The sequence below is a fragment of the Spirosoma aerolatum genome (assembly GCF_002056795.1).
Taxonomy (GTDB): Bacteria; Bacteroidota; Bacteroidia; order Cytophagales; family Spirosomataceae; genus Spirosoma; species Spirosoma aerolatum.
In genome coordinates, this window is the sequence record NZ_CP020104.1 from 2,656,905 (window position 1) to 2,683,429 (window position 26,525).

The following is a 26,525-nucleotide window of genomic DNA, read 5'->3' on the forward strand; positions in this document are numbered from 1 at the left end:
CTAATACATCGTGTCGATCACCATTGACTCAAGGAGCGGATAATACAATCCGAAAGCCGATATCAATAAAAGTGTGCGATGGGCTTTGAGTAGTCCGATGTGTTATTTCGCAATATTTTGGAGGGTAGCTATAACTTCCTCCACGCAATGTTCGGCGTGTGCCTGTAGAGGGGCCAGTCGGATTAACTTTATCAAAATCAGGGTAGTCTCCTGACCAATCATTGCACCATTCCCACACGTTACCCGCCATATCATGTAAACCTAACCTATTGGGTGGAAAACTTCCTACTTTCATCGTCCTCATAAAGTAATCATCAGTTCGTTGGTTAGCTAACTGATCGTAATTAGCTTGCTTCTGTGTTAACACATCCTGACCATTGCCAAATCGGGTACGTTTGCCTGCTCCTCCTCCTGCGGCATATTCCCATTCGGCTTCGGTTGGCAAACGGTAGTTTTCCCCTGTAAGAGCATTTAATTTTTTAAGAAACTCCTGCGTGTCCTTCCACGAAACTTGTTCAACAGGGCATTCTGAACAATCTTCTTTACTAAAGGCCTTTGGCTCTTTCTGATGTGATGGATTATTACCCATTATCTTTTCCCACTGTCCTTGAGTAACCTCATACTTGCCCATAAAGAATGAATTAAGAGTCACATTATGAGCCGGTTTTTCGTCGCTTTCACCTTCATCATCACCCATTCTAAAGGTACCGCCAGGAACATAAACCATATCGGCAAAGGGTAAATTCAAGAATCGCCGAGTGGTGCTAACTATTTGAGAAGGTTTAGCCTTAGGTTTAGCCAGATCGGATTTAGTTGGATTGGATTTAATAGAAGTGGGTTGGTTATTGACTGGTTCATTAGGTTTAGAAGAAAGATCCTTAATATTCAATCTTTGATTAAGTTCAGCTTTTAATTCTATTAAATCTCCTCGTAACATTAGGTACTGCATGGCAGCAAACATTGGCATTTTACAAGGAGACTTACGTTTATCAGCTAGTTGGTTATAATCCTTATCCCATTGATCTATTTCTAAAATTAGGTCTTTTATAGGGCGGATGTTGAAGTTTGATTCTTTAACTAATGCTTCATCTTCGTATATTTTTGTCGTTAAAGATTTTAGGGATAAGCCAATAATTTTATTGATTTTCACTGCTTGTTCTACTACGTCACAATCATGATGCTTCCAAATAACATCAGTAAATAAATCATAAGCTTTTGTTGCGTTAGGAAGTAATTCGTCAATAGTACTTATCATCGATTTATATCGATTGGCTTGACTAACAGTTGGATTTATTGCCTTGCCTTTAGCGGCAGGTTTTATTTCAAAAAAGCTACTTATTACTTTGTCTATTTTGCTAGCCTGAAGGACGATCCCTTCGTCGTCTCCACTAACCTCAAGTAGCATTCCTAAATAAACTTTATCTCCATTTTTGGATGTAAAAAGTAAAGAACCACTCATCCCTTTAATAATCTTATCATTAGAAAAGCGGGAACGTACAGTTATAGTGGTTTCGTCTTTCTCTGATATAAATACTTGCATTGATTTTACACCCCCATTTGTCTGAGCAGTTTCGAGAAATCCCTCATTGGTTTTAGCTAATATCTCCTCGTAATTCGGATCCACGTTCCAGTCCTCACAGTTCAGAGTTCCGCCGTCTATAATTCTAGTAATGGCGAGATCTGATTCATATTCCCGCACTTTTTCACCTCTAGAAAGAGTATTTCGAGCGCCTAAGATCATAAATGGACGATTTTCAGCTTTAACCACATGGGCAGGTGTAATAACAAAGCATTCACTCGTCCGCGATTTTAGTATACCTGTGCCCTTTTCACGAGCATTTATGTATACTGCTTGTTGTCCAAACACGTTATGCGAGACAAGAATTAGAAGTCCAGTAAAGTAATTAAGCCAAGATTTCATTTGAATAGGGTGGAAAGATTTTTTTTGTTAGTATAAACATCAATTAAAAAAGCAATTAGATTAGTAGCAATGAGCAATATGCTGAAGAACAGCGATATAATTTGGAACAGGGAAGCTTTCGAAATGCGGTCTAATGACGTTGCAGAGACATTGACTCCACTCACTTCCAACTTTTCCATTTTGGGCCCTGGTTTTAAAATAGTGGCCTGTTTGGCGACTACTCGGTAGGCTACCTGCATACCAGGATTTTCATTTAAGGTGATGAAACCTATCGCATTTTCACTCTGGTCATGAAATTGTATTTCGTCACCTAAGTAAAGCTGAATAGTACCAGCGTCGAAGTTATCAGACCAAGTCGAGGTTCCAGTCATATTAATATTACCGCTTCGAAGCAATGCAGTACTCTCGTAACCAACTTCATGATCCACCGAGCGCCCAAGACTTACCTTGCCATCGAATGAAAAAATAAATGTTTGACCACTATCGGCTTTCATCCTTAGATTGTTAATCGCTATTTCTAAGTAATGTCCTGTAGTGTCTATCAATTTTTCTTGCCTATCATACAAAGTTCCTGACTTCTGTCCCTTTGGAGCACGAAAAGTCAGTGTAGCTGATCCATAAGCAACTCGCTCTACTGTGACCGATACATCTTTGTTGAGTTTAAACTGGCCGATAAATCCTTTGTATAATGGCTTTAAACCTGTTCCGTAAATGTCTACTCCGTCTAAGTTTAACTCACTACCATTTTCGTCAATCGAACTGATTGATATCCGCTCGGTTATAGCGTTTATATTGAATATTGTTGTAATAGGATCGGATAAAAGTAAAAGGGAATAGATAAAGAATACTAAAATTATCAATCCAATACCGATTCTTACAACTTTACGTAGATTTTTTTTACCCATTTCAAAATCGAATTGGCAAATCTAAAAAGTCAAAATATCTTGTTGTAATCTTACGAATAGTTCGTCTAATTCGAATCTCGGAGAATTCATTGAGGTTATAACCAGCCACTTTACATACACAATTATAGGCAGTTTTGATTGGTTCATTAATCGTTTCGCATTCAAGGATATGCTCAGTCGAATTACGTGGATTAGTCAGGACTAGCTCTGTATACTGTTCAGAATTTAAATAAATGTAAACTTGTTGACTACTGAAGTTAGGTTTATTCCAAGCCGACAGCACATAACACTCCGCTTCTAGATCACAATTCTTAACAATTTTAGCTATGATGGTTATATCTCTAATTGTATAATTTTTGAGTTCATTTCGATATTTAGTAGGTAGATTAAGTTCATATAAGCCAGGTTCAAAACCACGGATCTCATAAGGTACCTTAGCTTGGTATCTACCATCTCGAGAACTAATCTCTACGCACAATTTAGATTGGGTGTGTTGTGGCATCCTAATGAAGAAAGAAGTAGGTGCTATCTTTTCGCTGGTTTCGAAGGCCATGACCCCCACCCTTACTCCACCACTGACTGGAATCTTAGTATAATAAACCTCCCATTCCTTCGGCATAGAATGCGTGTCCGGGTCCAGCTTTTTTAATGTGGTCTGACTAAATGCACAGGTTGAAAGAAGTAGGAGTACGATATAAAGCACTGCCCCGCTATAGCTGTTCATTGATTACAAGATTAAACAGAATAAGGATAGTAATTAACTCAAATATAGAGCTTTATATTTAAAACTTACTAGCCGATAAAACTGAGCGGGAAGCCTACTGCTTGCCTTTTTGGAGCGGTTGGCTTGTCAGCCAGAACCTTGAAATACAAACCCCAACCTTCCCAACCGGGGCATTTGCATTGTCGCCCGAAACCTGGAAATGGAAGCTTAAACCTGCCAGACTGGGGAGTTTCCTTTGTCGCACGGAGCCGGAAATGGAGACTCACAAGCCTGCCTGTCCGAAACGTGCATCCTGTCGCCGGAGCGATGGAGCACACTCATTTTTATACCTGTCTGGCACCACCCAACGACCCAGGGGGTTGATGGCCCTGCAAGATAGCTGAAACGGGCGAACAACTCGCCTGCCTTTACACCCCCTGCCGGTTGGGCTGCTTGGCTTGACTTTGCGGCCTGCCTCCTGTCACCCGAAAGCCACCTTCTAAAGAAATTTAGTAAATATTATCTCGTACTAATTGTCTGAAAGTTGAAGAATTACCAGCAATTCGCTTCAGGTCATTATTTTTCTCTAACTCGTCAATTATTGCCCCAATTTCCATGTCTAATTCTTTCGGCTTACCATTGATATTGTTTGCTTTTAAGTATTCCTGAACAGCTTTTCTAAATTTAAGCCTGTCCACATCAGAAATTTCTTTTTCTAGCATTTCTCTTTCCATAATCGACCTACTTCTTATTAGTCTTGAAACTTCATCACTTTTATCGTTTATAGAATAGTTTTTAATAACTCTAACGTCTCTTCGTAACTCTTCTATGGCATTAAGAATATAAGTGTCAGAGGATACTTCTCTGTCTTCCAAATGAGCAATCTTGTATTTGCCAAAGTTTTTTAAAAATGTTGAATAATTTGGATCCTTCGTTGCTTTTTCGTGAGTCGCTTTAAGTTTATTACCAAGGTTCTCTTTAAATTTAATAATTGATGTAAATCTTAAGTCTCTTGGATATTCTAAATGTTCGATAAGTGAAGTGTCGAAAGAGTACCCCGTCAAATCATCCTTTATAATAATCGTGGGTTTGTCAAAAGCTAAACGCATTCCTAATTCAAACATGACGTTAGCATTCTTGCAACTCACATCACATATGACAATATCGCTAGAGTAAATATTTTCAATTATTCTGTTATGAATTACTCCAATATCATCTGCGTCACTTACTAGATTAGGGAAGAAGTCATTAGTTATACAGACGTCTTTTATAATTCCAAGTACATCTGACCAGTGCTCTGGTGGACAATTATCAATCAAACTTATTGGCATTATTATACCGCAAGTTGGCTTCTTGTCTACTGATTTTTTGTCTGTCATTAGGTTTCTTAATGAAATATTACTGTGAAATATCGTCTTCGAGTTTCTACCAACTGTCCTTATTGATTGGCTAATCTGTCAGCGGAAACGTACCTGACCTGTCGGCTGTCTGAAGAGTGCAACTTGTCGACCGCACCCCCCCCCCGCTTGTTAAGCTGTCCCTATCCCCAAGTGCATCCTGTCGACCGAAGCTCGAACTGAAACGTAAAAGCGTGCCTGTCAGACGAGTGCGGCATGTCGACCGAATGCTGGAAATAGAAGCTAGGTATCGACATATCACCCAACATACTATTGTACACGAATTTACAGAACCATCTACCTCTTAGTAGTTGACTATCAAATACTTTTAGCTCCGAAAAATTTACTTACATACCTATTGGCAATATGGTCTGAAGCCATAACAGAAGTTTGCAATTACTGTTTTTAGCGATCATTTTTCTACGGGAAAAATACCCTTTTTTGTGAAAGACATGTATTCTCGTAAAATCTTTCCATAATTTCTTCACTAGCTAATCTAAGTTGTATGAAAATAGCTTGATGGGACACCAAGAAAAAAGACATAGCCAAGAGCAAGAGTACCTTTGAGGTGCGAAAACATCAGTAACCCGCTCTGACTATGTCTGAAAAAGTAGTGGCAATTTACTGCTTTCTAGATGATTTCTTTCTAGAAACCAATCACCCTAGATCGACCAAACCACAAGCTAAACCTAAAGTAACAGACAGCATTGTGTTGACTACCGCCATCATATCGGCTCGTTTCTTTGGGGGCAACCAAGCTTCAGCCATGCTCTATATGGCGGACAAGCAGGGTGTCCTTATGCTGGAAAAGTCGGCCTTTAATCGCCGGTTGCATCGACTCGCTCATACCTTGAGTGTCTTATTTTATTATTTGGCCGACTTCTTTAAAGCCTTGAATGTGAGCAGTCAGTATCTAATTGATTCATTTCCTGTATCGGTTTGCGATAATATTCGCATCAGCCGTTCACGGTTGGTCAAGGGGGAAGAGTATCGAGGCAAAATTGCTTCCAAACGACGGTTCTTCTTTGGGTATCGGGTGCAAGTAGTGACCACCAGTACTAAGCAGCCCGTGCAATTTTTTATTCTTCCGGGTTCGTACGCGGATATAACAGCTCTTCAGATGATGCATTTGCATTTGCCCGCAGGTAGCGAGGTGTTTGGTGATGCTGCCTACACCGACTACGAACAAGAGGAACTGTACGCTGATTGTGAACAGATTTCCTTACAGATTCAACGCAAGAGTAATAGTCATCGGGCTGACCCGATTTGGATAGCCGCTTACAAGAAGATGCGTCGTCAGGCAATCGAACAAGCTTTTAGTCAAGTCAAGTTGCGATTTCCTCAAAAGATTCATGCCGTTACCGAAGCGGGTTTCCTGATCAAGCTTGTCTTATTTCTACTTGCATACGCTCTAGAATCAAACTTGTATCATACAACTTAGATTAGCTAATAAATTAAACAGAATACTCTTGCTTGTATATATACAATTAAAGACTTAACTTTATTATAAAAAATATCAATGAAATACGTCACACCCTATCAATACGCAAAGCTTTGTGGAGTTTCTTCTCAAGCTATTTATAGTAGAATTTCAAAAGGATTGTTGGAAAAGGTGCAAATACCAGATCCAACGGGGAGTTTGAAAGACTATATAGATATAGATAAATTCCCCCCAGAAAGGATAAGGCAACTAAAAAAATAATGTAAGCTTTATTTGTATATATACAAATAAAGCTTACATTTGTACTCAACAAAAAAGCCCTTATGCTTGAGTTTGGCGACCGTAGCAGAAGGGCAAGTGTTTCACCTAACTTATTGAAATCAAATGAACACGGAGCAAAACTACGTCGGTAAGGCAGAATCTGCAACTACCATTCCACAAATGGCCCAAAATGAAGGCCAAACATTATCTATAGTTGACAATCGGCAAAGCTCGGAAGTAAACCAAGCACTTTTAGACGCTCAAACAACATTACTTGAGTTAGTCAAAGACTATACGGATTGTATAAGTCCTATTGAGTCGATTAACGAGCTACTAAGAGTGTGGCTTACTAGCACTAACCCTTCTGTTGACTTGGAAAATCCCAAAAACAAACGTCATTTAGACTTAATGTTGGACCTGGTTAATTTTCTGGTTGCTTTGAAAGAGGCAAATGAAACGGTGTTGGTTTTAGATCAAGCCAGTACGCGAATTGAGTAATTAGAATCGGCAACTGTATAATAACTGCACATTACTAATATAGTTAACTGCCATTCAATGTATAGCCCGATTTTGAGTCGGGCTTTTTTTGTTAAATAGTTAATAATCAGATGTTTGTTAGGTAATTTTTTCTTATATAATTTCAATAATTCACTTATAATGTATGTAACAAATAAACTGTAATACGAAAATGAATACAAACGAAAGACCACAGGTTGAACCGGCTGTGGAAATTATTGATACAGAGTTAATTAAATCTCTACGAGAAGCTTTACAAGCTGCTATTAATATGCTTGATAAGGTCAATAAGAAGCCCCAAAAACCATTTGAACGGTTGAGACAAGCTTATAAGGATGTAAGTCCAAGCCTTCGATCATTTCTTACAGCTGACTTTTGCGTCTTTCACAATGTAACACCTGGTACTTTCCGAAAGAAAAGACGAGGTGAAAATCCGGTTACAGAAAGAGAAATACAGTTCGTACAGCAGTGGCAATACCTATAAAATTACTGTACAAATGAATATAGTCATTGATCATGAGATAGTCGAAGGCTACAAGAATGCCCTTTTAAAAGCAGTAGACGCATTCCAGAAAGCCCAGGAAAAGATAACTGCTTTGACTAAAGAATTAGATGAAAGTCAGCTTATGACTACCAAAGAAGCGCAAGATTACCTGAAATGCTCATATGATTCCCTATTATATTACCGGCGTTTCGGCTTAACGCCTTATAAAAAAGGCAAAGATGTATGGTATACTAAGGCCATAATAAATGAATGGCTATCGACTGGCAGAGTTAACCGATGTAAGTGATAAGACAAGAGCTTTGCCAGCCATATACTATTATTTCTGAGACGTATAGCCCGACTTACTGACAGAACCGACAAAAGCCGGTAATTACCTTTTTGCCAGTAAGTCGCCTTATGCATTTCGAGGGATTTATTTATTACGGTTCTTAAGGCTAACATATCCCACTGCTAGCCACTTATCAATATCACCTTGATATACCATCGGTCTTTTCAAATTTTGATAAAGGATTAATCTACTGAAAGGTAGAAGCCATCGATTTATAATAACAAACTGTTCGTTGGGTTATTAGTAGTGAATTCCTAGCTTTTTATAACTTTACTGGACTAGTGAATTAATTACATCTACCGTCAACCTGTTCATGGAGGAAATTTTAAAGCTGATAAAAGACATCAGTCTGGTCGTTGCCGAACCCTTCTATAGAAAACCGGACTTCTTAATATCCACAGCGTTTTCAGGTCTTGGTTTATGGTTAACTTGGCTAGCATATAAAGAAGCAGAACGCGCTAAGGAAGCTGCAGAACAGGCAGCCAAGTCAGTGAAAAGTCAGGCAATTGCCATGGAATTGCAAGAGTTGGTTCAAAAACATGACAAATTTGAAGTCAATATTCGATACACTACTTGCCGAGATATCCTAGCCGAATACAATCGTAAAATCAGACGATTAATTTCCCCCTATCGGAATGAGCAAGACCTACAAACAATTATACAACAGGTAGAACAGATGCTTGATGCAATCCGAGCAATATTGGACGATGTAAGGCCTTACAGCGATGAAACTGATGGAGTAAGTAACGCTGTTTACAATGCAGTAGAAGGCCCTTTTGCTGTTTTAAATGGCCAGATAGGAGAATTAATTGGAACGTTCGAACGGCGCACCGTAAACCCACAATAATATGGCTACTGTAAATTCGAAAAAACAGATATTATATAATATCGATACGCTAGTTACTATGACTGCTTCTGGCAAGGTAAACTGGAAACAGCAAAACCCGTCCACATATTTTTATGAATCAAAATTGACAGATGATAATAAATACATAACCTCTATACAGAAAGTCTTGTCTGCACGTGAATATGTATTTCAAATCATTGATGAAAGGACAAAAGATAGTATTCTTAAATTAACGGCTAAGACAAACGAGCAAGGCTCATCTAGCTTATATCATTCAGCTACATCAATATTAGAAACACTTCAAAAGATTGAATCCGCTAAAGCTGTCAAGCCTGATCCATATACAGTTGAAGTGGAGAAGCTTTTAGAGAAACTTTATAGAACTGTTGAAAATTTTATTAATGAAAGGGCGGCAAGTATTTTTAATGATATACTCCAAAATGTCATTCCAAAAGAATAATAGTGATGGAATTTAGGCACATACATAATTAGTGAACTATCCATGAACCACTGTCAGACTCTTTATAATGGGTGATTTACTTGAGTCAGGAATAGAATTACCTGCGTAGCGTGAAGCCGATCCTTTCCAGGTCACTGACAGATGCCAGCTCCACCGGTATAGCTATACCGGTGGAGTCGTTGTAGGAAAGCGAATAAGTAGAGCGAGTAATCAGATATGCATTGGGACTAGATCCAGATGATTTAGCGCCGTCAGGATTTCCTAGCGCCATGTTGTCGTCACGGGTAGGCGTGGAGTCGCTAGGAGTTGTTTCGGATGGCTCCTTACACTGGCTGAGTGAAAGTAATAGGGCGAAGCTAACGATTAGCCGAACAGAGTAGTTCATAGAGGTATTTGATTTGATCCCTCCGAAAGAGAAGACACATATGTGTGGTTTATTCCTCATATATGTGTCTTCTTGGATTAATTTCTATTGGGGGTAATTCAATTTGAGGACCATATTTTGTATATAAAATTTTTTTGATTTCCTCGACCTCATAATTTGTCTCAACAACAATTGTATCTATATCTTTAATCTCAAAGTCAACTCTTATGTGGCTAATCATGTCATTGTAGACTTGCTTTTGATCAATCTTTTCCCCTATTAAGAATGGCGGGTATCTTTCATCCCTAACTATATATCTCCATTCTCTTTCTAATCCAAATCGATAGTCTTCCCTAATACGTGTATCACTCCGGATTAACTTTCCGTCATAATTCTTAGAATATGAGAATAAATCAATTAACGTTTTGATTAAATAACCTTTATGATCGACATGTCTCCCAAAAACCGCTGGTTCGATCCGCCATGAGGGTGAATGGTTGATAAAATTGAAAGCATTTATGATATGATTTGTAAGCTCAGATGACCTATCTAAATATAAAACTGGGTTAAGTTTATGCTCTGCTCCCCATGACTTTTTCATAGCAATAGCTAATGTGCCATAAGATTTCAGCAAATTCTTGGCATCTTCTACACTCATATTCGTGAATGAGATCATTGGGAAAGCGGCAGTGATTTCTTTATCATTATTAGATAAGGATTCAGTGCAATAACTTGGCTTAAACCCTTCTAAAACAATCTTTTGTAAGATTGTCCAACTTTGAGTAATATGAATAATGGGATATTCTAATTTAGAAGGCTCGTATACTCTATTATCAATCGAATAATCCATACGTAAACAGGTATTATTGATGCGTGAATTAGTTTGTAATGAAGGCTATTTCCTCTTTGTTGAAAAAAGCCTTAACTAACTCATGATTGGCTTGTAGATGTTTAATTTGTTCACGAATCGCAATTGTTAGCTCATCTAAATTAGTGAACACCTGATTCTTTAACTGACCTTTCAGGTAGCTCCAGATCAGTTCTACTGGATTCAGCTCTGGGCTGTAAGCCGGTAAACGCTCTAAATGAACTCGGTTTGGACGTGCTTTCAAAAAAGCTTTGACGGCCTCGCTGCGGTGGATGGCAGCCCCATCCCAGATCACCAGCATATTTCGTTTGCGATAACGCCCGCACAGCATAGTGAGGAACCAGACAATATCTTCACCCGTAAACGGCTGGTCTTGCCCCGCTACATAGATACGACCGTTAGGCGCAATAGCAGCGATCAAACTTAGATGAGCCCGTCCCGCTTGCTCAACTAATATCGGTGTTTGCCCCCGAGGGGCCCATGTGTTAGCCAGCATGGGTAACAAATAACAAGCCGATTCATCCACATATAAAATGACGCGCCCTTCAATTTGGGCTTTTTTTGAGTTCGGGTAAGCGTTCTTCTTTCCATTGGGCAACCGCTTGAGGATCTTGTTGATAGGCTTTGCGCTGCGGCTTCTGTCTGCTCCAGCCCACCTTTTTTAAAATCCGGCCTACTTGTGAGGGGTCATAACTGACAGCAAATAACTTTTTGATCACCTCATTGACGCGAGGACGGGTCCATATCTGGCCCGGAAAGCCATGATGCTCAGCTCCTTTATTCAATTCCTCAACTAGTTGAGCCAGTTGCGTATTAGTCAGCTTAGCTGTAGCCCCGGCAGGTTTGCGCCAAGTCAGTGCATCTTGACCTTGCTGACGATATTTAGTTATAGTGCGACTGACCCAGCCTTGAGTTAGCCCTAAGGCCTGAGCGATATCGGCCTGTTTCCAGCCTTCTTGATGGAGAGTGGCACATCGTCGGCGCAGGACTTCATATTGGGTCTGTTGATAGCTTGCCATAATGAAGGCAAGATACGAACATTACAAACCTATTCACGGATCAATAATAAAAATGTATTGCAAGTTGTATTGCAACCAAAGCAAAAAAGCACTCACGCTAAAAACGTAAGTGCTTGATTTTGAGTGAGCCAGTGGAGGGATTCGAACCCCCGACGCGCTTGCGCATCCTGATTACAAATCAGGCGGAATCGACCGCTATCCGACACTGGCGATCCTGAATTGTGGTGCAAAAATAGAGTTATTTTCTATTCCATGCAAGCCAAATCTTTTTTTAGTTTCAACTGCGCCAATGACCGATCAAAACTAAAACCGACTTCTAGGCCTGGGCTACGCGTAACTGATGACGTAATTCGTCTAGTTGCTTTTCGGCTTCGGCAATTTTCTTGTCGATGTCGGCGCGGAGTTTATCGGCATTCTTCGAACGAGCAAAAAACTCGATGTTGTTCCGATAGGTAGCAATGTCATTCTCGATAGCCGTAATCTTCCGGCGAATGTCGTTTTCACGCTTGTTGCCTCCTCCATCGCGATCTCCTCGGTTGAAATCACGTCCACCCCGTGAGCTTCCTGAACGAGTCGCTTCCGCTTCACTCTGGAGCATGATGCGCTCTTTATCTTTGGCCGGAATCTTACCAGTTGCACCAACCAGCGCGTTAATGGCGTTGATGTAGCGTTTTTGAGTAGCCTGCATGTCCTTTTTCGGAACAAAACCAATCGCGTTCCACTCTTTTTTGAATTCGTTCAATTCTGAGAGGTCAGCATTTGCGCTGGCGGCTGCTTCAATTCGTTCGATCAGGGCAGTTTTCTGCGCTAAATTCTCTTCAAATTCCCGCTCAGTCTCTTGATTTTTCGACCGTTTCTTATTGAAGAATGCATCACAAGCCGCTTTGAATCGGTCAAAAATAGTATTTTTTTGCTTCTCGGGCACCTGGCCAATGGCTTTCCATTGACGTTGCAGTTCGATAACAGTTTGCGTGGTTTCAGGCGACTCTTCACCTGAAGCCAGAATGGCTTCTACCTGCTCACAAAGCTGTGTTTTAGCGCGAAGATTTTCCTCCCGTTTGCTTTCAAGTTGCCGGAAAAATTCGCCCTTGTTATGGAAGAAGGTTTTCAACGCTGCCCAGAACTTCTTGCTCAGTTCCTTGCCTTCTTCGCGGGGCATGGGCCCTTTGATGGCATTCCAGCGATCCTGCAACGTCATAACAACTTTCGTTTTGTCGTTCCAGTCGTTAATGCTGTTGGAGGTGAAGGAAGTTATGGGAACCAGCTCTTCGTAGATAGCTGACTTCTCTTCGTACAGTTGTGCCGACTCTTTGCGTTGCTCGTTGGTCTGATCCCGGCGTTTATCATAGAGAACGTCGAGAGCAGCCTTCATCCGGCCCCACAGCACTTCCTGCTCGGCTTTTGGAGCCGGACCTATGTGCTTGTATTCTTCAAACAAGGCATTGGCTTCGTCGATGGTTTGTCGGGTAACCGGCGTCCCTTCCGAGGCTTTCGCCATGGCTTCAACCTTCTCAATAACCTCCGTTTTCAGGCTTGCATTTCGTTTACGATCCAGCTCTTTCAGCTCGAAATAGATATTTCGATTGCTGTAATACCGATCAACCAGAGCATGGTAGGTAGCCCAGAGGGTTGCATTGTGTGGCGAGTTCATATTCCCAGCCGCTTTCCATTCGTCCTGGATTTTCTTGAACTCATTCCAGCTAGCTTTGGGGTCTCCCGCGTTGTTTTCGTCGTTTTCGACCAGTTCACGCAACCGGGTAAGTAAGTCTGTTTTCGACGCGAAGTTTGTTTCCTTAGCTTTATCGAGGTTCTGGAAATAGGTATTTTTCAGACTTTTGATTTGCTTGTATAGTTCTTCGAACCGCAAAACTGTATCGTCAAACTTATACTCAAATCCTTCATCGGCACCTGTTTCTGCCATGTAAGCCTGCAAAGCTGCTTCGCGCTCGGCCCGCTTCATTTGGTCGAACAGAGGTTTTACCTCTTTAAGAACCTGATCGGCCTTCTTGAAATCACCAGGCGTTACGGTCGCCAGACTAACGGAGGCCAGTTGGGTTTCAAGCAGATTAACAAAATCCTGTTTCGAAAAATGGCTGTAATCGGCTTCTGGGGCAGCGGCTTCTTCTTCAACTTCCGTTAAATCGGCATACTCGGTTGGGAGTTGCTCATGGTCGACCGGGTTTTCCGTCGTCTCTGCTACGGGGACTTCTAGTACTACATCGGCCGTTGATGCGTCACTGGGTGTCGCTTCAGGAGTTTCTACCATGGGTTCATCTGCCGATTCTACCACAGGAGATTCCGCAGCCGATTGTTCATCAACTGATGCCGAACCTGATGGAGTTTCTTCCGAATTTACTGTAGCGTCTTCGGGAGTAGCCGAAGCAGTCGGTTCAGTGATAGGAGCACTATCAACCCCAGTTTCTGATTGGCTTTCAGCGGTTGGTGTGGTTGACGATTCTGCCTGTTCGGGCGTAGTTTCTTGGCCCTCGACGGTGGTTTCGGGGGGGGTATTGGTATCTTCGGGGGTATTCACTTCCAGCGACTCAGTGGCCTGATGGGTGGTTTCTGGTTGCTGGTTAATTTCCTGTTCTTGGTTTGCCATGTTGGGAACGTACCGATTACTTTTGCAAAAGTACGATAATATACGGATTTTCTTGTAGTACAGAAATTGAAAAGCCGTTAAAGGCCTTAATATAATGCCCTCAGCAATTAGTGAGTTACGAAATGAATACACTCTGAACGGGTTGGACAGAGCAGATGTTTTACCGGATCCGGTCGCTCAGTTTCGGCTTTGGTTCGATGCCGCCTTACAAGCTAAGGTCCCTGAACCGAACGCCATGCATATTAGTACGGTGACAGACGAAGGTAGACCCGACGGACGAATTGTGCTCTTAAAGGATATTTCGGACGACGGGTTTACATTTTACACAAACTACGAAAGCCGAAAAGGGCGTGAACTCACCAATCGCCCGTTTGCCAATCTGACCTTTTTTTACCCTGAACTCGAACGCCAGATTCGGATTGAAGGACGGGTAGAAAAAGTAAGTAATGAGGATTCGGACGCGTATTTTAACAGCCGCCCTCGCGGTAGTCAGATCGGGGCATGGGTGTCACACCAGTCGGAGGTGATCGACAGTCGCGAGGTGTTGGAAGCCCGGCAGCGTGAACTGGACATGCAGTTTGCGGGTCAATCCGTTCCGCGACCACCCTACTGGGGTGGCTTTCGGGTGGTGCCCGATGCCATCGAATTCTGGCAGGGACGCCCCAGCCGATTACACGACCGAATCCGCTATCGAAAGGTAGAAGAAGCATGGATCATCGAGCGGCTTTCACCATAAATTGTTGAATGATCGAATTGTTGAATGATTGAATAAATACCTGGCGAGGGTACAATTCAATCATTCAACAATTCGATCATTCAATTAGTAGTACGGTAAAATTTATAGTTGGGTTGCTTATTGGCAAAAGACTCGTTTCATGCCTTCCAAGAAAGCCAGCGCCAAAAAGGCGGTTGATAATCGTACCTTATTCAGCGTTATTTCGGCCTCGTCGGTCGGAACGCTGATCGAATGGTACGATTTTTACATTTTTGGCAGTTTAGCCGCCATTCTTTCCACTCAATTTTTTCCAACTGATAATCCGACGGCTGCGCTGCTATCGACACTGGCGACGTTTGCTGCTGGATTTGTGGTTCGCCCGTTTGGAGCCCTGGTATTTGGGCGACTTGGGGATTTGGTAGGACGTAAATATACGTTTTTGGTTACGCTGGTGCTGATGGGTGGTTCTACGTTTGCCATTGGGCTAATTCCCGGCTATGCAACCATTGGTTTCTGGGCTCCGTTGTTGGTCCTTTTATTACGGCTGGTACAAGGGCTGGCGCTGGGAGGGGAGTATGGGGGAGCGGCTACGTATGTGGCAGAGTATGCCCCCGAAGGACGACGTGGTTATTACACTAGTTTTATTCAGACGACAGCTACATTGGGCCTGTTTGTGTCGCTGGGGGTAATTCTGCTTACCCGTGAGTCGCTAGGAGTGGATACATTTTCGGACTGGGGTTGGCGTGTGCCGTTTTTGCTGTCTATCGTACTGGTAGGCATATCTATACTTATTCGGATGCGCATGGCCGAATCCCCCCTGTTTGCCAAACTTAAAACCGAAGGTAAAATCTCGAAAAATCCGCTGGCTGAAAGTTTCGGTAAGAAGCAGAACCTGAAAATGGTTTTGCTGGCCTTGTTCGGGGCTACGGCTGGTCAGGGCGTAATTTGGTATACAGGGCAATTTTACGCGCTGTCGTTTCTGCAAAAAGCCTGCAATGTCGAGTTCGTTCAGTCGAATGTGATTGTGGCCATTGCCCTGTTAGGCGCTACACCTTTCTTCGTCATTTTTGGGCGACTGTCAGATCGGATTGGCCGGAAGGCGATTATGCTGGTGGGTATGGCGCTGGGCGTTCTGACGTACCGGCCCATCTATGACAAAATGTACAATCTGGCCGATCTGAGCCAGCGGGAGGAGTTTAGCGATGCTCGTACCATTGATCGGAAATTAAGTAAACAGGATAACGGCAACCTGGTAACGACCATGACAACTACCCATTTTTATTCGGATGGGCTCGTTGCCAAAGACATTGAGCGGACCGTTACCCGACCTGATTCGGCCTCTCCAGCGATAAAGCCTGAGCTTACCAAAGCCGTTGTATTACCGAACAATAGTTTCTGGTTGATGATTCTTCTGGTATTTGTGCAGGTGTTGTACGTGACGATGGTCTATGGACCCATTGCTGCTTTCCTGGTCGAGCTTTTCCCGACGCGTATTCGCTACACATCTATGTCGTTGCCTTACCACGTCGGCAATGGGATTTTCGGGGGCTTAACCCCGTTTATTGCAACGGCCCTGGTGGCATCGGCCACTAAAGCCAATGAAGCTGTTCCGGGCTCTATCTCCAAACCGTATCTGCAAGGACTCTGGTACCCAATTCTGGTAGCCAGCGTTTGTCTAATTATAGGGGTAATTTATTTAAAGACTGAAAGAGCTAAAGAGTAAAAGAGTAATCTGACTTACTAGTATTTACCTGCTCATCCGCGATTAAATCGTAGCCGAGCAATCCGGATGCCGTGTGGAACCATAGCTTCCGTCAGTCATTAAATCTAGCGTATGAATTAGTGAATGCGTAAATGAGTAAATAGCTTTGTCGGCGAATTTTTTCACTCAATCACTCATTCGCTCAATCACTCATTTGATTATGCGTATCCGAACCTTTGACGAGTACCAGGCCGCTTATCAGAAAAGCGTAGAAGACCCGGAAGAATTCTGGGCCGAAATTGCCCAGAATTTTCACTGGCGTAAACCCTGGACCAAAACCCTGCAATGGAATTTTACGGAACCCAATGTAAAGTGGTTTATAGGAGGTAAACTCAATATTACGGAAAACTGTCTTGACCGGCACCTGGCTGACCGGGGTGATCAACCGGCCATTATCTGGGAGCCTAACGATCCGGCTGAAGCGGGCGTTACACTAACTTATAAGATGCTGTTCGACCAGGTATGCCGATTTGCCAATGTGTTAAGACGTAATGGTGTACAAAAAGGTGACCGGGTTTGTATTTATATGCCCATGGTGCCCGAACTAGCCATCGCTGTACTGGCCTGTGCCCGAATTGGTGCTATTCACTCCGTAGTGTTTGGTGGATTTTCGGCACAAAGTATCGCTGACCGGATCAATGATGCACAGTGTAAAGTTGTAGTAACGGCCGATGGGGCCTACCGGGGCAATAAAGAAATTCCACTGAAGAGTACAGTCGATGATGCACTCATTGGTTGCCCAAGTGTTGAGAAAGTGATTGTGCTAACCCGTACCCGAACGCCTGTTTCGATGCTGAAAGGACGGGATGTATGGTGGGAGCAGGAATTGAAGCAGGTAACGGCCGAATGCCCGGCTGAAGAAATGGACGCTGAAGATATGCTGTTCATTCTATACACCTCTGGCTCAACCGGGAAACCCAAAGGCGTGGTTCATACCTGCGGGGGCTACATGGTATATGCGGCCTATACGTTCCAGAATGTGTTTCAGTATGAGGCAGGGCAGACCCACTTCTGTACAGCTGATATTGGCTGGATTACCGGGCATAGCTACATTGTATATGGGCCGCTAGCTTGTGGTGCCACGTCGATTATTTTTGAAGGCGTTCCAACCTATCCTGATGCGGGCCGATTCTGGGATATTGTCGATAAATACAACGTTGATATTCTGTATACGGCTCCTACGGCAATTCGGTCGCTGATGGGATTTGGACTGGAAAAAGTCGAAAACCACGATTTGAGCAGCTTACAGGTGCTTGGCTCCGTTGGCGAACCGATCAATGAGGAAGCCTGGCATTGGTACGACGAGCACATCGGTAAGGGCCGCTGTCCGATTGTCGATACCTGGTGGCAGACCGAAACGGGTGGTATTTTGATCTCCCCACTGGCGGGTATTACCAAAACCAAACCAACCTATGCCACACTACCCTTGCCGGGTGTTCAGCCGATACTGGTGGATGAAACGGGTAAAGAAATCGAAGGCAATGGCGTGAGTGGCAATTTGTGCATGAAATTTCCGTGGCCGGGTATTTTACGGACAACCTATGGCGATCACGAACGCTGCCGCCAAACCTATTTCGCTACCTATCCGGGTTTATATTTCACTGGCGACGGTTGCCTCCGTGATGAAGACGGCTATTACCGCATCACAGGTCGGGTCGATGATGTGCTGAACGTATCGGGTCATCGGATTGGGACGGCCGAGGTCGAAAATGCCATCAACATGCACACAGGGGTAGTGGAAAGTGCGGTAGTCGGCTATCCGCACGACATCAAAGGGCAGGGCATATATGCCTATGTGATTACCGATCAGGAACCGAATGGACATGACGCTGACCTGACCAAGCGTGATATTCTGGCAACGGTAAGCCGGGTAATCGGTCCGATTGCCAAGCCCGATAAAATTCAATTTGTGACGGGGCTTCCTAAAACCCGTTCGGGGAAAATCATGCGTCGAATCCTGCGCAAAATTGCCGAAGGCGATACCAGTAATCTCGGCGACACGACTACCTTGCTCGATCCGGCGGTTGTAGAAGAGATTAAAGCGGGAGCTTTGTAAATCTGTTCTGAGTTTCGCATATAAAAGCGGGTTACAACCATTGATCGATAGTTGTAACCCGCTTTTATATTGTTATTGATTGACCTGAATTCAATGAATTATTATAGTACGATCAACCCTTTAACAGACTTGCAGAATCAATGAATAGCGTTGTCGTTTCATCAAATTATGTACTAGATGCGCTTGTAGGGCTTTGTGTTGGCGATGCTCTGGGAGTACCAGTTGAATTTTTGACTCGTAGTTATTTAAGAGACCATACTGTTACTGACATGATGGGTTATGGCACACACAATCAGCCGCCAGGAACTTGGTCAGATGATAGTTCATTGGCTTTTTGCTTAGCGGAAAGCTTATGTGGCGGGTATAGTCTCAATGATATTGCAGTGAAATCTGTGCAGTGGTACGAAGGGACACTCTGGACCCCACATGGCTCTGTGTTTGATATAGGTATAGCTACGTCGAGAGCTTTGCATAGGGTAGCGAGTGGTGTTGATCGATTAGTTTCTGGGGGTGCTGGAGAGGAGGATAATGGTAACGGGTCATTGATGCGTATTTTGCCGATCGTATTTTATCTTAAAGACAAAGCTATTCATGAGCGTTTTCGGATTATTGCACAGGTGTCCGGGATGACTCATGCTCATATTCGATCAGTTTTTGCTTGTTTTATTTATTGTGAATATGCGTTACTACTAATCAAAGGATTTGAAAAGCGCCAGGCCTTCAAAGCCATGCAGGCAGAAGTAAACGATTTTGTTAAGAAGCATGCAGCCCTTGCAGAAAAGGAACTGAATCACTTCCACAGATTATTGGAAAATCCAATTGGCGACTATGAGATAAGGCCTATCGATCAATATACCGAAGCTGAAATTGCGTCGTCAGGCTATGTCATACACACCCTGGAAGCTAGTATGTGGTCTTTCCTTACAACAAATAGTTATGTTGATGCCGTATTGAAAGCAGTAAATCTTGGTAATGATACAGATACTACTGGCTGTGTAACGGGAGGACTTGCCGGGTTATATTATGGCTTGGAAGCTATACCAGAATCCTGGGTGGACGCTATTGCCCGAAAGCAGGACATTTTTGACCTTGCTACTAGATTGTTTACGTCACTTCATTAAGTTGAGGGGTGTACTACTTTACCTTTACAATCTCCCCGAAGTAATTCATGAACAGGGTGTAGTCGGCTGTTTTCTGGCTGATGGGGTCAACTACACGCATGACAAGATTAATGTAGCGCTGGCCGTTGAAGGTTGGTTTGTAGGTGACGGTTTTCAGGACTGAGCGTTCTACTACCTCATCGCTTTTGATAAAATACAGCAGATCATCTTTGAGCAATGTACGTTTGAATAGCTGACTGCCTGATTTTTTTGTTGCCAGTACCGTGATCGTGTTATTGAAATAACAGCCGCCCGACGTCTCGGTTGAACTGGTATCCTGCGCCAGCGTTAAGGTCACCTTGATTGACTTACCAGATTCCTGATACACATCGGATTTTCCCAGCTTGTCAGCATCGACAACGGTTTTACAATCTTTGGGTTTGGGGGTTGCGGTCGCTACTGAGTCGGCTTTTGATGGAGTTTGTGCTTCCTGCGTTTTTTCAGAGCGTCCACAGGCAGCTAATAAACCAATTGTCAGGAGGAGTAGAAATGTATTTTTCATGGAGTAAAGTTCGGGCTTAAACGCCAAGGTGCCAAGCGTTCGTAAAGTTTACAAATCGATAGGCTTTGCGCAGAGTTAGCGACCTAAATTGATTGTTTTTGTGTTGTATAGCAGGGCAGCCCTGCATTTCTACGCTGCTCATATACCTCCTACACAAATACCTATGCAACTTCTTTACAGCTATTTACGGCGTTATTGGAGCCTGTTGGCACTCGCTCTTGTCCTAGCCGCCATCAACCAGATTTTCTCGTTACTTGATCCGTACATTTTTCGAAAAATTATTGACCAGTATGTTGTTAAACCCGGTGGAGCCCTTCGGCCGATTAGTTTCTGGAGCTTCCTGAAAAACGGAGCTGGCCTGCTGATTTTACAAGCGCTTGGTGTAGCAATGGTGAGCCGAATTGCCAAAAACTTTCAGGACTACTACGTTAACGTAATTACCCAGCGGTTGGGCGCTAAGCTCTATACCGATGGGCTTCGGCATTCGCTCGAATTGCCCTATCAAGTCTTTGAAGATCAACGTTCGGGAGAGACATTGGGTAAGTTACAGAAAGTGCGAGCCGATGTTGAAAAGCTGATTCAATCGTTTGTGAATGTGCTCTTTACCTCCATTGTCGGTATCGTGTTCGTGATGTGGTATGCCTCAACAGTCTACTGGCCAATTGCTCCGGTTTACTTCCTGACTATTCCGCTGCTGGGTATTCTGAGTTCGTTGCTGAGCAAAAAAATTAAGGTCGTTCAGAAAACGATTGTTGCCGAAACAACGGCTCTGGCGGGTTCAACAACAGAGAGTTTACGTAATATCGAACTGGTGAAAAGCCTCGGACTGGCACAACAGGAAACCGAACGATTGAATGCCACAACCGAAAAAATCCTGAAGCTCGAACTTAAAAAGGTTCGCTATATCCGGTCGCTGTCGTTTATCCAGGGCACGTTTGTAAACCTGCTCCGTAACGCCATCATGCTGTTTATGCTGTTTCTGGTGGTGCAGGAACGCATTACGGTGGGTGAATTTTTCTCGCTGTTCATCTACTCTTTCGCCATCTTCGGGCCGTTGCAAGAGTTGGGTAATATTATCAACGTATATCGGGAGACGGAAGCGTCGCTGGCCAATTTCCAGCAGATTCTGAACACGCCCCGCGATGTGCAGCCTGCGCTTCCACAGCCGGTTCATTCGCTCAAGACACTGGCCTTTGACGATGTTCATTTCAAACATCTGACGGCTAACAAACCAGCTCTCGATGGTATTTCGTTTGATGCACAGGTGGGTGAAACACTGGCCTTTGTCGGGCCGAGTGGGTCTGGTAAAACGACACTTGTTAAGCTATTGGTTGGTTTATACCGGCCATTAAGTGGACAGATTTTGTACAATGGTATTCCGGGGGCAGATGTGAATCTGGATGAGCTTCGGGAGCAAATTGGCTTCGTCACGCAGGATACGCAGTTATTTGCCGGAACCATTCGGGAAAACCTTCGTTTTGTAGCGCCCCACGCAACGGACGAAGAATGCCTAACGGCGTTGCATCAGGCAGCTGCCGACTCGCTGCTGGCCCGTGCCCCGCAGGGACTTGATACCGTTATAGGGGAAGGGGGAGTAAAAGTGTCGGGTGGCGAAAAGCAACGGCTTAGCATTGCCCGTGCGTTACTTCGTAAACCTTCGTTGCTCGTATTTGATGAAGCGACATCGGCCCTGGATTCGCTCACCGAAGAGGAAATTACGGATACCGTGCGCACCGTATCGGCTATGAACCAGCAGATTACTATTCTGATTGCCCACCGTCTGAGTACGATCCTGCATGCCGACCGCATTTTTGTGCTGGAGCAGGGGCACATTGTTGAACAGGGCCGTCATGAGGAATTGCTTGTACAGAAAGGACTGTATTACGCTATGTGGCGTCAGCAAATCGGTGAGCGCAAAGCTCTGGCTACCGCGTAAATGGATTAAAGGCAGAGGCATAGCGAATAAAGTTCTCTGCGAAAAATGTCTAAAAAACGCCAGGACGTTTAACCTGGCGTTTTTTGTTTAGCCAGAAGTTAAATGGACATCCAGATCGTGCTGACAAACTGGCTGGAACGTATAGCTACTGTAGTTTATAGTACTGTCTTTTTTATAGTTATATCTGACTATTTCTGGTGTTGAAATAACTTCATTTTTTATAGTAGTACAATTTGTTGAAACTTTAAAACATATGATTAGCTTTGTAAGTGCCTACATATGAATAGGTTAAACCACTTAACACTTACATAGTATGAAAAACCTATTACGCTTTTTTCTGTACGGCTTTTTAGCCATTATCTGGTCGTGCGCCGACCACCGCCTTCCCCCATCCATTTCCTGCGATGATGTCGCAACCCGAGTCGCTGGTTGTGCAAACTGGCGATTGACGAGTCGAACCGTTAATAGCGTTGAAGCGATCACACCATGCCAGCAAGGTTTGATACTTACATTTCCGGGCGGAAAGCTGACGGGACAATTTGTTTTGCTGAAAGACCCTGAATATTGCGGCACGGGTGGCGCAGGAGGGGGAACCTATACGTGCAACAATGGTACGGTAACACTTTCAAAAACGGTTACCTTCGGCGGTTTTAACCCGATTGGTCCCATTAGTCAGACATTAACTTTTCTCAGCACTTCGTCTTTCTTAATAACCTATACCGACGCAAGCAGTAATGCCGTGGCCGAAACCTACGTTTGCGCTAACTAAGCTAAACTTTGGAACAAAGTGAATGAACCGCTAGTCAGTAGAGGCTGGCGGTTTTGTTTTAACTGGGCTAATGGACTGGTAGAGCGCGAAGCAATGATTTGCCTATTCCATCAATCTTCCAGAATATCGGCTAACACGGTTTCAAAGCCAATCAGCACATCGTCGCCTGATAGTGTTTCTGAAAAGGTTTTAGTGTCGACGGGTTGATTGGGGCGGTAAATGTAGGTGAGTTTCTCGTTGGGCGAAACCAGCCAGGCAAGGCGAACACCGTTGGCCAGCCACTTCTCCATTTTCGCTTTAACCGCGTCGAGGTGATCGGAATCACTGACGAGTTCGAGCACAAAATCGGGAGCCAGGTACGGAAATGAGTGCTTGTCCTTTTTACTCAGCGCATCCCAGCGTTCGCGCCGAATCCAGGCCACATCCGGTGCTTTCATCGATTGGTCGCTCAGAAAAAAACCGCCGTTCGAGTCAATAACTTTACCAGCTTTCGTCTTACGGTTCCAGATGACAAACTCACCGTTTAACTCACTGTTATTCGCGCTGGTTAATAAATGGGTAGGAGACATATCAATATATACAGTGCCATTGTCATCGCGCTCAACACGAAGGTTGGGATTAGCCAGACAGAACTGGACTAACTCTTCATCGGTGAAGCGGTCGATTTGGGGAATGTTGAGGGGCAATTGCATGATTGAGTATGTTGTTCGTTAGGAACAAATCTACAAAACGATACCAACGAATCAAAACCGTTGATTTATACCGGTGATACTACTGGCTTAATTAATAAGACGGTGTTAAAACTCGATTGGTACACAAGTAGTATCCGGCTAATAATGCTTTTTCTGGTAATAATGCTACGTTATGTATCATGGGTAAGCCTGCTTATTATCTCTGCCTGATTTGTGTTGGACTTTTCTGCCTGCTGAGTTTTAAAACAAACATCCGAACGGAGCCAGGGGAAGGGCCGTCGCCTGCCAAAACACCCACCGAAGAACTCAGTACGTTTCAGCTTGAACCCGGGCTAGATATTCAGTTGGTAGCGGCTGAGCCTATGGTCGAAGATCCCGTTGCGATCACCTTCGATGAAGATGGTCGGCTGTGGGTAGTCGAAATGCGCGGATTCATGATGAACATCGACGGTGCGGGCGAGGAGAAAAAGGTTGGTCGAGTGTCGATTCTGGAGGATACCGATGGCGATGGCCGGATGGATGTTAGCAAAGTTTATCTGGATAGTCTGGTTATGCCCCGCGCTATTGCCCTGATACCCAATGGAGCACTGATTGCCGAAAATGGAGCACTCTGGCTCACCAAAGACACCAATGGTGATCTGAAGGCTGATACGAAAACCCTCATCGACGATCAGTATGCCGCTACAGGGCTTCCCGAACACGCACCAAATGGTCTCTGGCGTAGCATGGACAACTGGTATTACAATGCCAAAGCGCGGGTGCGCTACAAACTAGCCAATGGAAAATGGCTTCGCGATAGTACCGAGTTCCGTGGGCAGTGGGGCATCAGTCATGATGACCAGGGACGCCTGTACTACAACTACAACTGGTCGCAACTCCACGCCGATCTGGTTCCGCCCAACTACCTGTCACGCAATAAAAACCATAAGCCAACAACGGGTATCGACCATGGGCTGACCATCGACCGACGCGTGTACCCGATCCGACCAAACCCCGCCGTTAACCGGGGCTATATTCCCGGTACATTGGATAAGGAAGGGCGTCTGCAGGAGTTTACAGCTGCTTGTTCACCCCTGTTTTACCGGGGAACGGCATTCCCATCTTCCTACTATGGCAATGTGTTCGTTTGTGAACCCGCTGGTAATCTGGTTAAACGCAATGTAACCGAATCGAAAGGGCTATCCCTGACGGCTCACGACCCACATCCCGGAAAAGAATTTCTGGCTTCGACGGATGAGCGGTTCCGGCCGGTTCATATGGCAACAGGTCCCGATGGCGCTTTATACATCGCCGATATGTACCGGGGTGTAATTCAGCATAAGGCGTATGTGACGCCATACTTGCGAGAACAATCCCTATCGCGCGATTTGGTCCAACCCATTAACCGGGGCCGTATCTGGCGGGTAGTGCCCCAAAACTGGAAAGCGCAGAAAGCCAGGAAGTTGTCGCAGGCTTCGGGTGATGAGTTAGTGGCCGAGTTATCGAACCCAGACGGCTGGCATCGGGATATGGCGCAGGCATTGCTGATAGACCGGGCTGATAAGCGAGTGGAGGCTGCCTTGACCAATGTTGTTTTGAAAGGAACACAGCCGCTAGGTCGTTTTCATGCTTTATGGACACTGGATGGGTTAAAGCTGAGCAAGCCTGATTTGTTGCTGAGTGTATTAGCCGATCAGAATACACTTGTCAAATCCACCGCCATCCGATTGCTGGAACCGTTCGCCAAAGCGGATAAAACCGTTCGGGCAGAATTAGGCAAGCAATTATTAGGTATTTGGGAACAGGCCCCCATCGAACAAATTCTTCAGATGGCACTTTCTGCCAGTGCACTTGACCCTGCCGACGCCCAACCCTTATTGGCCAATATTACACAACGCTATGGTGATTCGGCACTCATTCGCGATGCGGTAATGAGTAGTCTGTCGAACCAGGAAGCCGCGTTTTTGCAGCGGTTACTGGCTTCTCCGCAGTGGCAGACTCATGAGCCTACGAAAGAAATTTTCATCGAAATGTTGGCAACATCGATCGCTCGTAACCGAAATCCAGCTCAGCTCAGTGCGCTTCTGGCGAAACTCGATACGGGAAAAGAACCGTTGGGTTGGCAGCAGAAAGCCGTTCTTACGGGCTTGTCGATGGGTGGAAGCAACACTAAAATGAAACCGGTTAAACTGGTATCGGCGCCTAGTCTGCTCACCCGCTCAGCCGCGAAAGTCGACCCGGCGCGATTGGCTACATTGAATACGATGTTTGAATGGCCCGGACATGCCGCCAGTAAGGCCGTTGCGCAGACCAAAAGCCTGCTGAACGATGAGGAACAAAAACTGTTTGTGTTAGGTCGTCAGCACTACCTAAGTACCTGCTCGGGTTGTCACGGAACCGATGGTGCTGGACTAGCCCGATTTGCTCCACCGCTCATTGGCTCTGACTGGGTACTGGGCGACGAAAAACGGCTGGCACTCATTGTTCTCCACGGTATTGAGGGGCCCATCGAAGTGAATAAGAAAATGTACGATGCGCCTGATATTCTGCCTGTTATGCCTTCGCACTCAACCATGGACGATGGCGTCATTACCGCCATTCTGACCTATATCCGAAACGAATGGGGAAACAACGCAGGGCCAATGGGACGACGAACCGTAGGCATGACCCGTGTGACGTCGCAGGGTAGGGTAGTGCCCTGGACCGCTAAAGAGCTAAATAAGTATGTACTTGAAGCCAAAGCTCCGGCAAATGGGAATTGATATGATAATGCATAATGTGTGTCTTTAGAGGATGAGCTGCCCATTATTCATTATC

At 44.4% G+C, this 26,525-nt stretch carries 24 protein-coding genes and 1 tRNA gene; 13 read left to right on the forward strand and 12 right to left on the reverse strand.

The genetic code is table 11. The features are described 5' to 3' along the window. Window positions 1-28: 28 nt before the first annotated feature. From B5M13_RS10650 to B5M13_RS10665, 4 genes are all read right to left on the reverse strand, one after another. On the reverse strand, window positions 29-1,921 hold the full coding sequence (locus B5M13_RS10650; RefSeq protein WP_080055655.1) for a formylglycine-generating enzyme family protein: 1,893 nt from the start codon (window positions 1,919-1,921) through the stop codon (window positions 29-31). After that, the gene (locus tag B5M13_RS10655) at window positions 1,918-2,826 is read right to left on the reverse strand and encodes a hypothetical protein (RefSeq protein ID WP_080055656.1); all 909 of its coding nucleotides are present in this window, start codon (window positions 2,824-2,826) and stop codon (window positions 1,918-1,920) included. Before B5M13_RS10655 ends, B5M13_RS10650 begins: the two co-directional genes overlap by 4 nt. 1 nt (window position 2,827) lies before the next feature. Beyond that, window positions 2,828-3,550, reverse strand: coding sequence for a hypothetical protein (locus tag B5M13_RS10660; protein WP_080055657.1), 723 nt, complete (start codon window positions 3,548-3,550; stop codon window positions 2,828-2,830). Between the two features lie 488 nt (window positions 3,551-4,038). After that, window positions 4,039-4,908, reverse strand: a complete 870-nt coding sequence (locus B5M13_RS10665; protein WP_080055658.1) for a hypothetical protein — start codon at window positions 4,906-4,908, stop codon at window positions 4,039-4,041. A 616-nt stretch (window positions 4,909-5,524) separates the two neighbouring features. Here B5M13_RS10665 and B5M13_RS10670 point away from each other — a divergent pair. The 6 genes from B5M13_RS10670 (at window position 5,525) to B5M13_RS10695 (ending at window position 9,284) form a co-directional block, all read left to right on the forward strand. Next, window positions 5,525-6,367: an IS982 family transposase gene (locus B5M13_RS10670; protein ID WP_080054324.1), complete on the forward strand. Its 843-nt coding sequence runs from the start codon at window positions 5,525-5,527 to the stop codon at window positions 6,365-6,367. A gap of 384 nt (window positions 6,368-6,751) precedes the next feature. Then, a complete protein-coding gene (locus B5M13_RS10675; protein ID WP_080055659.1) occupies window positions 6,752-7,126 on the forward strand; it encodes a hypothetical protein in 375 nt (124 codons plus the stop codon). Window positions 7,127-7,316: 190 nt separating this feature from the next. Then, complete coding sequence (locus tag B5M13_RS10680; RefSeq protein WP_080055660.1) at window positions 7,317-7,628, forward strand: hypothetical protein; 312 nt, start codon at window positions 7,317-7,319, stop codon at window positions 7,626-7,628. 13 nt (window positions 7,629-7,641) lie between these two features. Further along, window positions 7,642-7,935 (forward strand): helix-turn-helix domain-containing protein, encoded by a 294-nt coding sequence (locus B5M13_RS10685; protein WP_080055661.1) that lies wholly within the window; start codon window positions 7,642-7,644, stop codon window positions 7,933-7,935. Window positions 7,936-8,290: 355 nt separating this feature from the next. After that, a complete protein-coding gene (locus B5M13_RS10690; RefSeq protein ID WP_080055662.1) occupies window positions 8,291-8,824 on the forward strand; it encodes a hypothetical protein in 534 nt (177 codons plus the stop codon). A 1-nt stretch (window position 8,825) separates the two neighbouring features. After that, window positions 8,826-9,284: a hypothetical protein gene (locus tag B5M13_RS10695; protein ID WP_080055663.1), complete on the forward strand. Its 459-nt coding sequence runs from the start codon at window positions 8,826-8,828 to the stop codon at window positions 9,282-9,284. 97 nt (window positions 9,285-9,381) lie between these two features. Here the strand turns inward: B5M13_RS10695 and B5M13_RS33790 are convergent, their stop codons facing one another. From B5M13_RS33790 to B5M13_RS10715, 6 genes are all read right to left on the reverse strand, one after another. Continuing rightward, the gene (locus B5M13_RS33790; RefSeq protein ID WP_179950485.1) at window positions 9,382-9,669 is read right to left on the reverse strand and encodes a hypothetical protein; all 288 of its coding nucleotides are present in this window, start codon (window positions 9,667-9,669) and stop codon (window positions 9,382-9,384) included. A 49-nt stretch (window positions 9,670-9,718) separates the two neighbouring features. After that, entirely contained in the window at window positions 9,719-10,498 is a 780-nt protein-coding gene (locus B5M13_RS10700; protein ID WP_080055664.1) for an abortive infection system antitoxin AbiGi family protein, read from the reverse strand. Window positions 10,499-10,526: 28 nt separating this feature from the next. Continuing rightward, window positions 10,527-11,042, reverse strand: coding sequence for an IS630 family transposase (locus B5M13_RS34070; protein ID WP_245860049.1), 516 nt, complete (start codon window positions 11,040-11,042; stop codon window positions 10,527-10,529). A 19-nt stretch (window positions 11,043-11,061) separates the two neighbouring features. After that, window positions 11,062-11,535: a winged helix-turn-helix domain-containing protein gene (locus B5M13_RS34075; RefSeq protein ID WP_245859354.1), complete on the reverse strand. Its 474-nt coding sequence runs from the start codon at window positions 11,533-11,535 to the stop codon at window positions 11,062-11,064. A 126-nt stretch (window positions 11,536-11,661) separates the two neighbouring features. Further along, a tRNA-Thr gene (locus B5M13_RS10710) sits at window positions 11,662-11,745 on the reverse strand. A gap of 106 nt (window positions 11,746-11,851) precedes the next feature. Continuing rightward, complete coding sequence (locus tag B5M13_RS10715) at window positions 11,852-14,137, reverse strand: DUF349 domain-containing protein (protein ID WP_080055665.1); 2,286 nt, start codon at window positions 14,135-14,137, stop codon at window positions 11,852-11,854. 94 nt (window positions 14,138-14,231) lie between these two features. On the opposite strand from B5M13_RS10715, the gene pdxH reads away from it, so the two are divergent. The 4 genes from pdxH (at window position 14,232) to B5M13_RS10735 (ending at window position 19,791) form a co-directional block, all read left to right on the forward strand. Then, the gene (pdxH, locus tag B5M13_RS10720) at window positions 14,232-14,873 is read left to right on the forward strand and encodes a pyridoxamine 5'-phosphate oxidase (RefSeq protein WP_080055666.1); all 642 of its coding nucleotides are present in this window, start codon (window positions 14,232-14,234) and stop codon (window positions 14,871-14,873) included. Window positions 14,874-15,012: 139 nt separating this feature from the next. Then, window positions 15,013-16,575, forward strand: coding sequence for an MFS transporter (locus tag B5M13_RS10725; protein ID WP_080055667.1), 1,563 nt, complete (start codon window positions 15,013-15,015; stop codon window positions 16,573-16,575). Window positions 16,576-16,774: 199 nt separating this feature from the next. Then, the gene (acs, locus tag B5M13_RS10730) at window positions 16,775-18,670 is read left to right on the forward strand and encodes an acetate--CoA ligase (protein WP_080055668.1); all 1,896 of its coding nucleotides are present in this window, start codon (window positions 16,775-16,777) and stop codon (window positions 18,668-18,670) included. Window positions 18,671-18,810: 140 nt separating this feature from the next. Then, window positions 18,811-19,791 (forward strand): ADP-ribosylglycohydrolase family protein, encoded by a 981-nt coding sequence (locus B5M13_RS10735; protein WP_080055669.1) that lies wholly within the window; start codon window positions 18,811-18,813, stop codon window positions 19,789-19,791. A gap of 13 nt (window positions 19,792-19,804) precedes the next feature. Here B5M13_RS10735 and B5M13_RS10740 read toward each other — a convergent pair whose 3' ends face one another. Next, on the reverse strand, window positions 19,805-20,332 hold the full coding sequence (locus B5M13_RS10740; RefSeq protein ID WP_170061118.1) for a hypothetical protein: 528 nt from the start codon (window positions 20,330-20,332) through the stop codon (window positions 19,805-19,807). Window positions 20,333-20,495: 163 nt separating this feature from the next. Between B5M13_RS10740 and B5M13_RS10745 the strand changes: the two genes are divergently transcribed. Both B5M13_RS10745 and B5M13_RS10750 read left to right on the forward strand, forming a co-directional pair. Further along, window positions 20,496-22,268 (forward strand): ABC transporter ATP-binding protein, encoded by a 1,773-nt coding sequence (locus B5M13_RS10745; protein WP_080055671.1) that lies wholly within the window; start codon window positions 20,496-20,498, stop codon window positions 22,266-22,268. 313 nt (window positions 22,269-22,581) lie between these two features. Continuing rightward, window positions 22,582-23,037, forward strand: coding sequence for a hypothetical protein (locus B5M13_RS10750; protein ID WP_080055672.1), 456 nt, complete (start codon window positions 22,582-22,584; stop codon window positions 23,035-23,037). Window positions 23,038-23,147: 110 nt separating this feature from the next. Here the strand turns inward: B5M13_RS10750 and B5M13_RS10755 are convergent, their stop codons facing one another. After that, a complete protein-coding gene (locus B5M13_RS10755) occupies window positions 23,148-23,729 on the reverse strand; it encodes a Uma2 family endonuclease (RefSeq protein ID WP_080055673.1) in 582 nt (193 codons plus the stop codon). Window positions 23,730-23,908: 179 nt separating this feature from the next. Here B5M13_RS10755 and B5M13_RS10760 point away from each other — a divergent pair, with 179 nt between their 5' ends. Further along, the gene (locus B5M13_RS10760; RefSeq protein WP_080055674.1) at window positions 23,909-26,470 is read left to right on the forward strand and encodes a DUF7133 domain-containing protein; all 2,562 of its coding nucleotides are present in this window, start codon (window positions 23,909-23,911) and stop codon (window positions 26,468-26,470) included. Window positions 26,471-26,525: the final 55 nt, after the last annotated feature.